Genomic DNA, 17,029 nt, shown 5'->3' with positions numbered 1-17,029 from the left:
GTTTTTCCATTAAATTAAAAGTATGAAACGTATATTGATTTTGTTTGCCCATCCAAAATTTGAACAATCTAGGGCGAATAAAGCTCTTGTAGCTACAATTGAAAACATAGAGGGCGTTACCTTTCATGACCTTTATGAGCGCTATCCAGATTTCAATATCGATGTAATTGGCGAAAAAAAAATGTTGGAAGAACATGATGTCATAATATGGCACCACCCCTTTTATTGGTACAGTTGTCCACCCTTAATGAAACAATGGATGGATGTTGTTCTTGAATTTGGTTGGGCATATGGTCCCAACGCAAGTGCACTGCAAACAAAAAAATGTTTAAATGTAATTACCACAGGTGGGACTAGGGAAGTCTATTGTCCAACGGGCTCCAACAACTACTCTGTAAATGAATTTTTACGACCCTTTGAGCAAACAGCCAGACTCTGTGGTATGGAATATATGCCTCCATTCACCGTCATGGGAACCCATAACATAAGTGATCAAGAGCTGAAGAAACATACCTTCCAGTACAGGCAATTGATAGCATGCTTGCAGAAAAACCTGCCCATGGGAACGGTAAGTGATTGTGAATTCTTAAATGACACCCCCCAACTAAATAAAGTAGATTCCATATGAGTGGTAGCTTTCTTTTCGCAGCAATTGTATTTCTAGCTGGCGCCATTATTTGTGTGCCCATTGCCAAGAAATTAGGATTGAGTTCCGTTCTTGGGTATTTGCTGGCCGGTATACTAATTGGCCCCTATATTTTAGGATTTGTTGGGGATGAAGGCCAGGACATCCTTCATTTTGCCGAATTTGGTGTTGTAATGATGCTTTTCTTAATAGGCCTTGAAATAGAACCCAAGAACTTTTGGCAAATGAGAAAAACCATAGTCGGGATGGGCGGAGCCCAGGTATTGGGTACCATGATGGTATCCTTCCTTTTATTTATCTTTATTGGGTTTGATTGGAAAGTTTCTTTGATCATATCCATGGCTGTGTCCCTCTCCTCCACAGCCATTACGCTACAGACCATTAAGGAAAATGGTTTAATGAACACCACCTATGGGGCTTCATCGTTTTCCATTCTTCTTTTTCAGGACATTATAGTCATACTAATGTTGGCGGTAATCCCACTACTTACCGATACCGAAAAAATCACGGTTACCGCTGATCATGCCGATCATATCTATTTACTTGAAAACCTTCCCTTAGGATTTCAGGCTCTTGCTATTTTCCTATCGGTTGTTTTAGTAATTCTTGCCGGACGTTATATTTTTGTGCCCATGTTGCGCCTTGTAGCCAAAACTCGGCTAAGGGAATTATTGTCAGCATCCGCTTTGCTTATTGTTTTCGCCCTTGCCTACTTAATGGAATTGGTTGGACTAAGTCCGGCATTGGGTGCTTTTTTGGGAGGCGTGGTATTGGCAACCAGTGAGTTTAAACATGAATTGGAAAGCAATTTGCAACCTTTCAAAGGCCTATTGCTAGGTTTGTTCTTTATGGCGGTAGGTGCTTCTATCAATTTTATTGTCCTTGGAAACAACCCATTATTGATAAGTGGTTTAGTAGTTTCCATAATTGTATTAAAAGCTGTAATCTTATTTTTGGTGGCTGTTATTTTTAAGCTCAAGGTAGACCAAAGACTTCTCCTTACTATAGGCCTGGCACAAATTGGGGAGTTTGCTTTTGTGCTACTATCATTTGCCTTTCAACTAAATATTTTAAATAGGTTTGAACTGGATATAATGTTAGTGGTAACCGCTCTCACAATGACACTCACCCCGATACTTGGAATACTTAATGATCGACTTATCTTACCCAGATTTGGGACAAAAAAAGCTGAAACCAGGTCAGTAGACCATATAGCAAAAACCCATAAGGTTATATTAGTAGGTTTTGGCCATTTCGGAAGTACCATTGGGCGTTTCCTCAGATCTAATGGTATAGAGGCCACCATATTGGATAGCGATTCCAACAGGGTAGATCTTTTAAGAAAAATGGGGTTTGAAGTATATTATGGCGACGCCAGTAGAATGGAATTATTGGAATCGGCCGGAATAGCCGAAGCCAAGATTCTGGTATCTGCAATAGATGATCCGGATGCCGCGATTCAATTGTCGAAAATGGTAAAAGAGAAATATCCAAAAGTAAAGCTGATGGTACGTGCCAAAAATAGATATGACGCCTATGAACTATTAAACATGGGCATAGAAGATGTGTACAGGGAATCTTTGGAAACGTCTGTAAAGATGGCCGGTGACGTACTTCAACATTTAGGTTTTAGAAGGTATACCGTTCATAGACAGGCCCAAAAATTTATACAATATGATGAGGAAGGCCTGAGAAGATTGGCCGATAAACCCAAAACAAGGGACGAATATATTTTTAAGGCAAAACAAGAGATCAAACAACAAGAAAAACAGTTGGAGGAAGATCTAAAAAGAGGTATTATTGAATATGATAATCACTGGGATAGTGAACAAATGAGAGCCGCCCATAAATTGCCCAAGAATCAATAATACATTTCGGAATCATAAATGAGTCGATAATTATTCCCCTATATATTTTTTCTTCCAAAGACCAAGCGTCGGGTATTGCCTAAAACTTTTCCGGATATTGAGTTTAAATTCTTCCTGAAACTGGAATATTAGGATTCCTGGTATTGGCAAAAATATATATCCCAATTATCCTTGACAACCTAAAATTTAATGTACTCAGCACAATTTTCAGTATGACAATTCCAAAGATTGTCACCCCAGCGAAATGTCAAAACTTATTAATTGCAATTGTTAATAACAAGCTATTTACGGAAAGATCCGCCCTGTATTCGGACAATTTTCTTCATTGCCATAATGCCAGGTGGCAGACAGCACAGGATGCTTTAAATCAAAATCAAGTTTAATATTGAAGTGTTGAATGACCGCATGGGATAATACTTAAAAAATTCAAACCTAAAATCACACTAAAAAAGGGAAGACTTTAGATTTATCCCCAAGTTGCAAAATATTAAACAATTAACAATAAAATTGTAATCTTTCTTATGAAAGACCCAAAATATTTTGTTCATTCGTTAGTTTTGACGTTTTTCTAAAATTTGCCAAAAAATTAATTTACTTACATAACCAAACCATTAACCAATATGAAAATAGGCATCTTAAAAGAAACCTTGGATGGTGAAAGACGTGTTGCCATTACGCCTAACATTGCCAAACAATTAATTGCCTCAGGATTTGAAATAATTGCAGAGGAAGGTGCGGGTGAGTACTCTTCTTTTAAAGATTCAGATTATACTAATGTTCAGGTAGCTGTAGAAAAAAGAGCGGTCGTTTTCCATGAAGCCGAGGTACTCCTAAAAATTAATCCCTTTGATGAAGAAGATTTAAAATTGGTGGACGAAGGTCAAATTTTGATCAGTAAATTGTATCACAAGTCCAACCCCGAACTTATCCAAGCCATTGCCAAAAAAGGCGTATCCGCTTTTTCCATGGATGCCATCCCAAGAATATCAAGGGCCCAGGATATGGATGTGTTGAGTTCGCAAAACAATCTTGCAGGCTATAAAGCCGTGATTTTGGGAGCCTTTGAAATGACAAAAATCTTTCCATTGATGATGACATCTGCCGGGACCATTGCTCCAGCAAGGGTATTGATTTATGGTATAGGCGTTGCCGGTTTGCAGGCCATTGCAACTGCCAAAAGATTGGGAGCCATAGTAGAAGCCACAGATATAAGATCCGAAACCAAGGAGCAAGCGGAATCCCTTGGGGCCAAATTTATCTTGGTTGATAATGAGGGGGAGGAATCAGAAGGAGGTTATGCCAAGGAAGCTTCTGCAGATTACCAAAAAAGACAAAAAGAGGCTGTAAATAAATCACTGTTCCTAGCTGACTTGGTTATTACCACGGCCAATATCCCCGGTAGAAAAGCACCTATTTTAATTACGGAAGAACAGGTAATGCAAATGAAAAATGGTGCAGTAATCATAGACTTGGCTGCAGCCCAAGGAGGAAATTGTGAGGTAAGCCAGATAAATAAGACAATTATCAGAAATGGAGTAAAGGTAATAGGTACCAGTATTGATCCACGAAGCGTTTCTACAAATGCCAGTGATCTGTATGCAAAAAATATCTACAACTACATTATACATCTAACCGAAGGAGGCAATTTTAAATGGGATCTGAAGGAAGAAATTACGGATGAGACCCTGATTGTGCAAAATGGAACTATTAGAAAAAATTAAAAAAATAAACGATGAATGAGTTATTGGAATTTATAGAGAACAACCTACAGATTACCTATATCCTTATCCTTGCCATATTTGTAGGGATAGAGGTAATAAAGAGCATTCCGGCTGTTTTGCATACACCATTGATGTCTGGGGCAAATGCATTGAGTGGCGTTGTAATTGTGGGAGCTATTTTGGTGATGTTGCATGCAGACCCAACCGATTATATAGCGTTGTCTTTAGGCTTCGTTGCAGTGGTCTTGGGAGTCTTAAATGTAGTAGGTGGTTTTGCTGTTACCGATAGGATGTTACAAATGTTTAAAAGAAAAAAATAATGGGGATTTTATTGAATATTATATATCTCATCGCTACCGTTACCTTTATTGTAGGCCTAAAAATGTTGGGACATCCAGAAACGGCTAAAAAGGGGAACTTAATTGCGGCCGCCGGTATGGGATTGGCCATTGTGGGAACCGTTTTTGTTCATGAGCAACAAGTTTCACCTCTCATTTATATCCTTATTGGGGCGGCAATTCTCTTAGGTTCCATAATTGGTTGGTTGATCGCAATAAAGGTAGAAATGACGAAAATGCCAGAATTGGTCTCTTTGTTCAATGGTTTTGGGGGTGCCAGTGCAGCACTGATCGGGCTGGTGGAATACGGTAAAAATGTAAACAACGCTACACAGTCCACCACCATAGTTTCAGCCATCATAATCGGGGCCATTACTTTTTCCGGTAGTTTAATTGCATGGGGCAAATTGAACGGTTCTTTAAAAAGCGTGGTAAGGATACCCTTCTACAACATCATAAACAACATTATTATTATTGGAATTGTCATTTTTGCGACATTTATGGTTGCTACTGGCGTAGATAGTAAGTTATTATTATATGCCCTATTGGCCACCGGTCTGATCTATGGAATTTTATTTGTTCTTCCCATTGGAGGCGCCGATATGCCAGTGGTAATCTCTTTATTGAATTCATTGACAGGTATTGCTGCTGCCATTACTGGGATTTTGTACAATAATATGGTGATGCTTGTAGGAGGTATACTTGTAGGTTCTGCTGGTATTATTCTTACCGTGGCAATGTGCAAGGCCATGAATAGAACCTTGGGGTCAGTTATTTTTGGAGCTTTTGGAGGAGCTGCCGCGATTGCAGGGGAAAATAAAACCCTTGGATCAATAAAGAGCACCAACCCCAGTGATGCGGCCATAATGATGAATTACGCTAACAATGTGGTAATAGTTCCAGGCTACGGCTTGGCAGTTGCGCAGGCACAACATATAATTCATGAATTGGAAGAATTGTTGACAAAAAAAGGGGTAAATGTAAAGTATGCCATTCATCCCGTTGCAGGGCGTATGCCGGGCCATATGAATGTGCTATTGGCCGAATCGAACGTAGAATACAATATGTTGGTTGAAATGGAAGATATTAATCCCCAATTTGGCAATACAGATATAGTACTGGTTGTTGGGGCTAATGATGTTGTTAATCCAGCAGCACACAACAATCCAGCGAGTCCCATTTACGGCATGCCAATTTTGGATGTTGAAAATGCCAAACATATCATCGTAAACAAACGCAGTATGAACGCAGGTTATGCCGGGATAGAGAATGAATTGTTCTATAATTCCAAAACCTCCATGCTTTTCGGGGACGCCAAGGCAGCGTTGACAGATTTGGTGGCCGAATTAAAAAATATATAATATCCAATCGGTTAAAACAGCTGAATCTTAAAGAGCGGTTTATTGGAGGATATTTCGACCCTAGTTTTTGGCTTAAGTAATATATTATCGAGGGGAGGTTTTGGGTCGCCCCCTTGTTCTTCTTGGGTTAGATATTTTATAACCATTTAATCTCTGGCCGCGGCCCAAATCAATAAGGTAAAACCAAACAATGGGCTCCATTGATTAACCTATATTTAGCTGTAGTGGATACCCAGGGATTAGAGAAACATAAATCATTCAAAAGAAATATGACGGCTCATATTTTCCTCAACGGACATAAAAGATTCTACACCTTTTATCCCGTCTATGGTTAAAATAGTATCTTGGTATATATCCCTATAGTGCATACTATCCTTGGCATGCATTTTTAGAAATATGTCATACTTGCCAGTACTGTGGTGAATTTTAACCACCTCTGGAACCTTTTGTAGCGCTTCAATAACCTGTTTGTACATGATACTTTCTCGCAGATAAACGCCTAAAAAAATAGTCATTTTCCAACCTATCTTACTGTAGTCCAGGTTAAGGGTTGCTCCTTTTATCAACCCTAGGTTTATCATTTTTTTAGTTCTTGCATGAACAGTGCCTGGAGAAATACCTACCTTCTTAGCAACCTCGGTATAGGGCATCTGTGCATTGTCTGCCAGTAAACTTAAAATTTTGAAATCTATTTCATCTACTCTGTCTTTCATATTGCTCTATTTTAGATTATCAAGACCATTATTAATCTGTACTTACTAGAATAATTACTGCAGAATATTGTGTTTTATTCTAATAAATATTGATTTTAGTAAATTTAATTTATCATTTAAATAAAAACACTAATAATATGATAATAAAATGATGTAAAAATAATTTTATGTTATTTTTCAGATGTAGGATTTTTCATATCGTTAAAAATTATTTGTTAGTCTAAATAGTTTTAATTTTTAAAGTTAAAAAACCTATTATTTCGTCAGAAAAAAAAGTAAAACTCCATTGATTTAATAGAAAATAAGATAATCACTAGTTATAATTCAGTTTTAATAATCAAACTTTAAAAACCTAAATGTACTGCGAACATGGTGTACAATTAGACCTAATTCACCTTGTTTGCCCTGGATAGACGTAGTTAAGGCTCTATACTAAAGTTATTCAAACTACTATTATAATTCAGGTTAACGATTGCGCACCGAATTGCTCACCAAATACGGTGCTCCAAAGTATCTAGCGATGCTAATTATAAAATAAAAATGGGATTCGTGCCAGGATTACCTCACTGCGTTCGGTGAACCTGTTTAGGGGGCTGTGCTCAAGGAAATCAGACACAGGCTATCGTCTGTTGTCTTTTTTGTTTTCCGCTGCTTAAGTTCCAACGGTACAAACTATAGATAATGTTGGGATTCGTGCCAGGATTACCTCACTGCGTTCGGTGAACCTGTTTAGGGGTCGGTGCTCATGAAAATCCAGCACAGGCTGGCGCCTGTATGTCATTTTTGTTTTACACCGCTTAAGCACCGAGCGGTGCTACGCAGTGGAAAACAAAAAATCCGATCACATATGTGATCGGATTTTCTTGGTCGGGGTGGCAGGATTACCTCACTGCGTTCGGGGAACCTGTTTAGGGGTCGGTGCTCATGAAAATCCAGCACAGGCTGGCGCCTGTACGTCTTTTTTGTTTTACACCGCTTAAGCTCCTAGCGGTGCTACGCAGTGGAAAACAAAAAATCCGATCACATATGTGATCGGATTTTCTTGGTCGGGGTGGCAGGATTCGAACCTGCGACCTCCGCGTCCCAAACGCGGCGCGATAACCGGGCTACGCTACACCCCGAAATGGTCATCTATAAAACGTTTTGCTCCTCTTTTCTTTATACGTCGCTCCAAAATTAAGGCTTCAGAGCGAGATAATACTGCCAGTTGCAAAACTAATTTCCAAGGCGTCCCACTCTTAGTAGAAGGAACAACTCCTTGATTGTGTCTTTTCAATCTATTTCCAATATCCGAAGTCTGACCTACGTAATATCTAGAACGTTTCTCGCTATATAATATATAAACGAACATATACTTTCTTTATTCCGGGTGGTCACGCCTTAAAGCGTGACGACCTCCGCGTCCCAAACGCGGCACGATAATAACGCCTTGCGTTACATGCCGAGCTAGACCTGCCACGCCTCAGGCGTGGTACACCCCGAATTTTAATAGAACTGAATGTTTCAATTGGGAAATTCAATCCTATTTTTTTGTTGACAACTATTTGAGCGTAGTTTATGCCTTGCACAACACGGTACTACACCCCGAAATGGTCATCTAAAATCTTTATTTGGATTGTCATGCCTCAAAGCGTAACGACATCCGTGTCCCAAAAGCGACGAGATAATAACGCCATGCGTTATAGACCAAGCCAATTCAGGGTACACACCTTAAAATTTAAACCATACTTAAAGTGAATAAGTAAAGCTTTTTTTTGGACAGCAAAGATAGCATAATACTTCCAAATAAATAGTTATAGGGCATAAAAAAGGACACTAAAAATCTTAGTGTCCTTTTCATGGAAAAATACAGCTAATATCTCCTCTATCTATAGAGTGTAAAATGCCCGAAGAATTGTTGCTTATCCTCATCATTGGCATTGACTTCATACCAATAATCCCCCGAGGGTACGGCTTTACCGTCATAATTACCATCCCAACCACTTACCTGGTTCAAAATGGCCACTACCCTACCATAGCGATCATAGATTTTAACTTCTATATTTGGAAAATAATCCCTATTTCCAGGATACCATTGATCATTCATATTATCCCCATTGGGCGTAAAGAAATTAGGGATTTCCAACATCCCAGTAAATTTAAACGGTATGGAAATGGTAGCCTCACAACCCATTTGATCTAACACTCTTACATTAACATTGGCATCTTGATTGGATAAAAACACATTTTCCCCTCCATAGGAATCCCCTTGGAAGAAATATTCATAGCCTCCATATCCACCTGTGGCCATTGCGGTTACCTCGTTGGGACCAGTTTTAATAGCTGTCAAGGTCAAGGGCTCATATGCGTCTACTGAAAAGCTGACAGAAGTTGCACATCCGTTTTCATGGTAAATATAAACGGTGTGGTCGCCTGCGGGCAAATCACCGAATACAGTTTCGGTATTGGCCATGGTCATGTCGTCCACATCCAAAGAAAACAACAATCTTGGCATTAAACTAGCATCTGTCATACGAATAGTAACCGTACTATTGGGGAATATACCCTCACAACCGTATTCCACGATAGGCTCAGAATTTAGGTCCACACCGATCATTATCGGCACCACTACATTGGCCTCACAACCCATGGAATCCTGAATGAATACTACATAGGTTTCTCCGCCCATTAGGTTATCAAAAAACAAGGAGTCATTTCTTGCAAAAACCTCATCACCAACAGAGTTTGGTCCAATAATTTTGGTCTCATAATATTCTACTCCAGTTAAGGAATCCGTAAAAGGCGTTCCTCCCATCATAGTCAGCTGTGCCGAACCATCTGAAGCCATAATACAGGTTTCCGGACTAGTATCCACGTTGGCTACTACCAATTCTTCTGGCTCCAATATGGTCACCTCTTGTAAAATATTACATCCCAATTCGTCCTGTACTATTATCTCGTAGGTTCCAGGTGGCAAATCCGTAAAGGTGAAAAAATTTGGATTCGCAGGATCTTCCCCTTCAAAAAACTCGCTTAGGGTATCGGAAATGGAAAAACGAATTTTTCCAGTACCACCGCTGGCTTCTATAATGACCTGACCATCTACATCCCCGTAACAACTAACAGGCACCATTTCCAAACGATCCAATATTAGTGGGTCTTTGGGGGTTATCAAAATTTCTCCAGAAATTGCAGTACATCCCAGACTAGTGGCATAAACATAATACGATCCCGGTGGCAAATCTCTAAATATACCAGAACTTTGAGGTCCGCTCACAATATCGGCAGCAACAGGGAGCCTGGGAACACCAGGAGTTCCACTATCTAAAATATTGTTTACCAAGGTATAAATATAATTCCCTACCCCTCCAAAAGCTTCAGACCGCACAATACCTGTTGGTTGTCCTGCACATTTAATATTGGCATCTACCAGATCTAGGGCTATAACCAAGGGTAAAGCAGGATCAAGGTTGATTTCATTCGACTTCTGTTCTGGACAACCATTGCCATTTTGTACATCAAATTGGTAAGGCCCTGGGTTAAGATTTACATCTGGTATAATAATTTCTACCGTAATAATACCTATCCCACCGAAAGAAACGAAAGGATCTGTGGTACCGGACCTGCGATAGAAATACTCCATTCCAGGTACGGGGTTTACAATGGTAAGTTCCATTCGACCTTCGTCCCCACAACCAGGTGCCAAGGTTTCCAACAAGTCGGCATCCACGGGAAGAGGATCTTGGATAAATATGGGAAGCGTGGTAAAACTACATCCCCAACCATCATAGACCACTATAGTGTAATTTCCGGAAGGTAAGTTAGGGAACACCTCAGATTCTTGCAAACCACTTGTATTCAGTATATTACCTAAAGCATCCAACCTATTCAATTGGAACAAATATTCCTCTCCATCACCATTGGTATCCTCTCCACCTGTTACATTAAAGGCTTCAATTATTCCATCGTTCGATCCTGGGCAAAGCAGTGGCTGTACAATTCGAATATCTGCTGCAATGGGTATTGGAGGACTAATGGTAAAATTCTCCATCACCACACAACCACCCGAGTCACTTATACTTACTTGATAGGTACCACTTATTAAATCACTGAACACATTAGTAGTAGAAAAAGGTGCAATCATAAGATAGACTCCCGGAGCAGTTTCCAACTCAAGTTGATACTCATAGCCGCCCCAGCCTCCATCACCTGAAACCGTAATTTCACCCCTTCCAGGAATAAAACAGGTTACATCCGCTGTTTGAGCTGGTGTGGGATCCAATGGTCTATCCGGTCCATGTACCGTGGTTGTATTACTAACGGTATCACAAAACGGACTATCCACTGCCTCCACGCGTACCAACAGGTTGCCCGCTGGCACTCCTGTTATTATTTCAGGGCTATTAATGGGATTGGCGGTATCAAAACTACCTATTACTCCAGTACTCGTTTCTACTCCGGCGGCATCACGGGAAAATACTTCATAATTATAAACACCGGTATAATTATTGACTTCTATACTTATCTCGCCATCAGTTCCGTTAAAACAAGTTACTGGTTTCACCTCGTTAATAATCGCCTCTATTAGATTATAATCGGGTACATTATAGGTTGGAGTAACATATAAACATCCGCCATTGGCAATGTCCCTTACAGCAAATATGTAATCCCCGGGAGTATCCAAATTCCAAACAAGCCTATCAGACCCACTGGTAAGTCGCTCTGGTTGGGTTCCCAATGGCAATATTTCCACACCGTAATTTCCAGGTCCTTGATTAATAATAATTTCCACTGTACTGGCCATTACACCAGATCCCGAAGCATCACAGGTAATTGGCGTAAGTTCATTGAAACTAAAGGTTAATCCTGATGGAGGCGTTAAGTTGACCGTATCCGTAACTTCGCACCCATTATTATCCCGAATGGTAACGATTATAGTTTGAGGGCTACCATTATCAATAATCTCAAAGGTATTACTGCTCTGGAAATTGGTCCCATCGAACACGGCTGTTCCATCATTGATACTATAAGTATATGGTCCCGTTCCCGTTAGGGTACCAGTGCCATCTCCGTTGTCATCGGCATAAGCTGTAATTATTGAAGTGTTAAACGTATTGCTGGCGGGGTTACATGTAAATGGAGGGGCAGAGGCCGCTCCTATAAGTTGCGTAGGTTCGGCAATAGTAGTAGATACACGGGGGGACATACACCCTCTACTTGACACAACCTCAACCTCATAGGTATCTGCAGTTAAGTTTTCAAAAATAGCATCGGCCTGACTCACAATCAAATTGTTGCCACTATCGTAAAGGTTATATACAAAAGGTCCGTCCGTGGCCGTAGTTGGGTCCAAATCCACCGAAATACTGCCATCAGCACTGCCGAAACACGAAATATCTTCAGTTAAAATAGAATCTATATCTGGTTGAAGCACCGAAATAATTTCTACTACCGCAGTATCCTCACATAATGGAGTGGTATTGGAACTCCTATCTGTAACAGTAATAGTATAATTACCTGGAATAAGCCCTGTAAATACAGGGTTATTGGGTTGAAAAGTAACTGGATTTATTCCATCATCCAAAACATAATCAAAATCCCCACTACCACCAGATGTTACTACCGTAATGGTGCCATCGGCATTATTACAGGAAGGCTCTGCTGTGGCACTGGCGGTGATGGAAAAGAAATCGTATACCTCAAAAGTATTGGTTGCAATACACCCATTACCATCCCTAACGGTCATGGTATAAGTACCTGGATTGGGAACCGTGAAAAAAGGGCTATCCTGAAATCCACTGCCCATATCATATTGAAAAGTAGTTTCCGGGGCAGGTCCACTGTTTACCGGGCCAGTAACCTCTACATTATAGGAAGCCACCACAAAACATTGATTGGTAACATTAATTGTAGGTGCCGCAATACCTGGATCCTCTAAAATCGTCACAGTAGTGAAAGAACTACATCCGCTATTGTCCTGAACATAAACATCATAATCCCCAGGAGCCAGATCATAATCCGTAGTTGCCGAATAGGCCCCAACTGGCGTTGTGGTCGGTACTACAGAATATTGGTATGGCCCGGTTCCACCAACGCCACGTATCACTAAATGTCCGAAAGGATCGTTACAATTGGCATTGGTATTACTATCAACGTTAATTGTTGGTATATCTTGGGCAATAATTGCCTGTGCACTAGTGGTACAGCCCGAAGGTACATCCTCTACCAACACACGGTAGTTACCGGGAGGCAAGTTAGTTATCTGTCCCGTATAAGGAGTACCCGCAACGTAAGCAGGTACTGCAATGATTGTTGCAGGTGCCACAATAGCTCCAGTTGTGACATTGATTACCGTAATTTCCAGTTGGGTACCAGTGTATTCCTCAACCTCATAATTAAATATTCCGTTTCCGGATACGTCACAGGAGGCTGAAGTCGCAGAGGCTGTTGCGATAAAAGCAGGCAATGGACCACTTACAGGTGGAATTTCCTGCTGATAGGTACAAAGCGTTACCCTATCATAAACTTCAACTGTATAGGCTACTCCATATATAATTCCATTTGTTGCATAACTAAAGGTGTGGGAAGTAGCGCCAGATGCCATACTAAAAAAGCCTGATGGGTCACCCACTACCCTTATATCATACTCTGCCGAACCACCAGCAATATTTACCGTATAAGTAAATCCATCCGCACTGGGATCACAACTTACTGGTAAAGGCGGCGGAACCGGGGTAATTGTTACCCCCGTATGGCCCAAGGTAACGGCATCCCTATCTTCACAACCTGATGCATCCCTTGTAACTACCGTGTATTCCCCTTCAGGTACATTGGTAAAACTATGGGTATCACTTGCCGTATTTACAATTGGACCAACGGTGTTTCCGTTGACATCCAATAAAGTATAGGTATAGGGAGCCAAACCATTGGTATTACCAGTAACATCAATGCTTCCTGTAACCACTCCCGCGGCACAAGTAGCATCATTTGGCACCACAGTGGCATCAACTCCCGGAGCTGGAGGCCCTACCGTAAAATCGACATCTATAAAACAACCTCTACTATCCCTAACATAATAGGTATAGTTTCCAGGTGATAGATTTCCGTATACAGCCTGATTGGTGTATGTACTTCCATCAATACTATATGCGTACGGAGCCACCCCTATTGTGGTATCGGGCAATAAGCGCACTATACCGGTATTGGGATCGTTACAACGTGGGTTCGTAACAGCGGCAGTTGCAGCTATTATATCTGTAGGACTTATGGTTACCACATTGGTTTCCACCACACAACCATTGCCGTCTGTAATTTGGAACTGGTAAGTACCTGGACTAGGAGTAGTATATACAAAACTACTTCCTGCAATAGGTGTTGTTAGACCATATCCCCCTCCATTAATATTTACCGCATAATTGGCATAAGGTGGATTCCCATTTCCAATATTTACGCGAATATCTGCATCTCCCGCACCAGGCACTAAGCTACAGGTAAGTTCCTTTTGTATACTTACCGTAGAGGTAGTCTGTGGCCGAATATTCCTAACAACATCATCCATACAGTTATTGCCATCTCTAACCTGAACGGTATGGTTGCCAGGATTAAGACCGCTAAAGGTGGCACTGGCTCCTCCGGCGACCCAAGCTCCATTATCAATTCGATATTCATAATTTCCATCTCCCCCACTGGCATTAACCACCATGGTCGTGGCATTGGTACTATCAAAACAAAAGTCGGAGGCCGCAGTATCCAGTACCAAAGTTGGGGCCGTTAGAGCAGTAAACGTATAACTTGCGGAAGCGGTACAACCGCCACCGTCTTCTACCATAATGGTATATGCCCCTGTGGCATCTGTTAAACCAGTGAAATTTGGATTGGTCCTTGGTCCTACAGTACTTCCATTAGGTCTGGTTAAGGTATATTTATAACTACCCCATCCACCGGAAGCATTCCCGTTTACCGCACCTCTATTGTTGTTCTGGCAACTCATATCAGTCCATATAGGAGCTATGGCCAATGCAGATACCGGTTCGGCAATGGTCAAGGTAGCTGTATCAACGCAATTGGTATCTTCATCGGTAACCGTTATAGTATAGGAACCTGCTGTTAATCCGGCTACGGCAACAATATTGGAAGTTTGACCTGTAACTACTGGATTTGCATCAATTTGATACCTATAGGTACCACTAAATCCGTCTACAATAAATCTGCCTGCCCCATCGCTATCACCAAAACAGGTTACATTAGTGAGCAACTGACTGGCGACCCCAATGGAACTAATATCGGTTATGGCAAAACTTTCTGTAAAATTACAACCTGCCGAATCGGTAACCCTAAAGGTATAACTGCCAAGCCCTAAGCCCGTAAAAGTATTGGAACCTCCATTATTAACGCTGCTTGGAGCTATTATTTCATATGTGCTTATAGCCGATCCCCCAGTTACCGCCAAGGAAACGGATGCCGTACCGGTTGCACAATCTATGCTGGATACGGTAAAATCGATATCGGTAGGTTTGTTCAACGGAATAAAAACAATGGCCGGTAAGGTAGTAACACAGCCATTGGCATCACGTATTTGTGGGGAATAAGTTCCGGCAGAGATTCCATTAAACACAGTATTGTTCAGAATGAACCCGGATCCAATACTATACTCATATGGACCTACACCACCACTAACTCCTGAAAAAGTAATCTGGCCCCCACTTTCATTTAAACAACTTGGGGTTTGTGTGGCGTTGGCATTTCCTAAAATAGTGGATGGGGTACCTATTGATCTATTGACCGCTGGAGTGGTACAAGAAAAGGTATCTTGTTGGTACCTAATTACCACATTATAATTACCCGGTGCTAAGTTTGAAAAAACATTGCTGTTCTGAAAAGTACTACCATTATTAATACTGTATTCCAAGTTGTAACCATTACTATTGGTTACATTAACGGTAATACTTCCGTTATTGGACCCCCCACAATTAGCATCTATAGAGGTAATATTATATACTGGAGGTGGAATATTCTCAACATCAACCGCCGCATTTTTGGTACATCCATTGGCATCCCTTACCACTATATTATAAGTGCCAGGACTACCAACAGTATGCGTGGTGGAATTTGCAAAACTTCCCCCGAAGGCTCCCCCATTTACGTTATACTGATATGGACCAGTACCCCCGCTGGCATCTATGGTGATATCCACGGAAGTAGCACCGCAACCAAAACTATTTGTGGCAAATGCAGTGGCATCTACGGGAACAAGTCCAGCACCTATAGTAATGGGATTTCCATTAATGGTACTTATAGTTTGTGTACAACTACTGCCTGCCTGAACCGAAACCGAATAGGTGCCAGCCCCAAGATTATTAAACGTATGTGTATTTGATCCGTTGGGACCAAAGGTGTTCATGGTTACACCATTCCTAATTAACCTATAACTATAAAATCCCGGTACTCCAGAAATATTAATGCTAATACTACCCTTATCCCCACTACAGGTGATATCTACCTTGGAGACTGCAACGGTCATATCCACTTCGCTTATGGTTACTGTTTGCGATGGAAAAACACAGGCACTTGGGGAAGCATTCTTTAATCTAGTAAATACTTGATAATTACCTGGGGTGAATATATCAAAAAACGGATTGTCCTGATAAGGACCTGCTGCCGAATTAAGGCTGTATTCATATCCTGCAGGAACATTGGTTACCTCTACCCTACCTGGATTACCACAGATAATATTCTGGGTACTAAGCTGCGGATTCAATGGATTGGAAGAAACCCTAAAATAATAAAAGGCCCCAGACCCTACCCTAACTCGATATTCCCCCGCAACGGAGGGATTACTGGCGTCAAGAAAATAAGTTGCACTTGTTACTGCCGGTCCATAACAACTATTATCCTTCACTGGACAGGTATCGGTTCCCACAAACGGACAGCTCGCCGACAGTTTTTGCCAGGTAATTGTGCCGCTTCCGCTTACCGAAATAGTTCTATTATCTCCGGTTCCACAAAGGAAAAATTTTGCCAAAGTACTACCGTCATTGGTACAAGTTACCTCCTCGTTGGCACCATTGATAATCGTAGCGAACATCATTGGACTCGAAATGGCATCAATTTTAACCTCTTCTTGGATACTTGTTTGAGAGTTGTCCAGTAGAATATTTTCCTTTGCTTGAGGAACAAGCAAATTGGTCGAATTTATATTTTCGACCGCAGAAGTGACATCGGCTATAAGCTCATAAACTATTGAATTTGCTTTCGATACACTAAACACAATGCTTAGGGCTATCAAAAGTAGGGCATAGTATACATGCCTTGGTTTTTTTGGGAGCATAGGTTAAGTAGGTTTTACAAAATATATTCGGACTTGGGGAAATCAAAGTATATTTTTAGTGTAATAGTTTAAACTT

General features: G+C 40.9%; 8 protein-coding genes and 1 tRNA gene. 5 read left to right on the top strand and 4 right to left on the bottom strand.

The genetic code is table 11. The features are described 5' to 3' along the window. The first annotated feature begins 22 nt into the window (after positions 1–22). The 5 genes from kefF (at position 23) to CWD91_RS17455 (ending at position 5,934) form a co-directional block, all read left to right on the top strand. On the top strand, positions 23–628 hold the full coding sequence (kefF, locus tag CWD91_RS17475; RefSeq protein WP_103442258.1) for a glutathione-regulated potassium-efflux system oxidoreductase KefF: 606 nt from the start codon (positions 23–25) through the stop codon (positions 626–628). Continuing rightward, complete coding sequence (locus tag CWD91_RS17470; RefSeq protein WP_103442257.1) at positions 625–2,514, top strand: monovalent cation:proton antiporter-2 (CPA2) family protein; 1,890 nt, start codon at positions 625–627, stop codon at positions 2,512–2,514. Before kefF ends, CWD91_RS17470 begins: the two co-directional genes overlap by 4 nt. Positions 2,515–3,134: 620 nt before the next feature. Beyond that, on the top strand, positions 3,135–4,235 hold the full coding sequence (locus tag CWD91_RS17465) for a Re/Si-specific NAD(P)(+) transhydrogenase subunit alpha (protein WP_103442256.1): 1,101 nt from the start codon (positions 3,135–3,137) through the stop codon (positions 4,233–4,235). A gap of 11 nt (positions 4,236–4,246) precedes the next feature. Then, positions 4,247–4,555, top strand: coding sequence for an NAD(P) transhydrogenase subunit alpha (locus CWD91_RS17460; RefSeq protein ID WP_072861921.1), 309 nt, complete (start codon positions 4,247–4,249; stop codon positions 4,553–4,555). Next, positions 4,555–5,934, top strand: coding sequence for an NAD(P)(+) transhydrogenase (Re/Si-specific) subunit beta (locus tag CWD91_RS17455; protein WP_103442255.1), 1,380 nt, complete (start codon positions 4,555–4,557; stop codon positions 5,932–5,934). Before CWD91_RS17460 ends, CWD91_RS17455 begins: the two co-directional genes overlap by 1 nt. 254 nt (positions 5,935–6,188) lie before the next feature. Here the strand turns inward: CWD91_RS17455 and CWD91_RS17450 are convergent, their stop codons facing one another. The 4 genes from CWD91_RS17450 to CWD91_RS17435 all read right to left on the bottom strand — a co-directional run bounded on the left by CWD91_RS17450 (position 6,189) and on the right by CWD91_RS17435 (position 16,953). Beyond that, positions 6,189–6,647 carry an Lrp/AsnC family transcriptional regulator gene (locus tag CWD91_RS17450; protein ID WP_103442254.1) on the bottom strand — a complete coding sequence of 153 codons (459 nt, stop codon included), beginning with the start codon at positions 6,645–6,647 and terminating at the stop codon, positions 6,189–6,191. A 1,043-nt stretch (positions 6,648–7,690) separates the two neighbouring features. Next, positions 7,691–7,768 (bottom strand) — tRNA-Pro (locus CWD91_RS17445). After that, positions 7,759–7,998: a GIY-YIG nuclease family protein gene (locus CWD91_RS17440; protein ID WP_103442253.1), complete on the bottom strand. Its 240-nt coding sequence runs from the start codon at positions 7,996–7,998 to the stop codon at positions 7,759–7,761. The genes CWD91_RS17445 and CWD91_RS17440 overlap by 10 nt, the downstream gene beginning before the upstream one ends. 513 nt (positions 7,999–8,511) lie before the next feature. Then, positions 8,512–16,953 carry a T9SS type B sorting domain-containing protein gene (locus CWD91_RS17435; RefSeq protein ID WP_103442252.1) on the bottom strand — a complete coding sequence of 2,814 codons (8,442 nt, stop codon included), beginning with the start codon at positions 16,951–16,953 and terminating at the stop codon, positions 8,512–8,514. Positions 16,954–17,029: the final 76 nt, after the last annotated feature.

It is taken from the genome of Arenibacter hampyeongensis, assembly GCF_002909255.1.
GTDB lineage: Bacteria > Bacteroidota > Bacteroidia > Flavobacteriales > Flavobacteriaceae > Arenibacter > Arenibacter hampyeongensis.
This window is presented reverse-complemented; position numbering and strand designations above follow the sequence as displayed.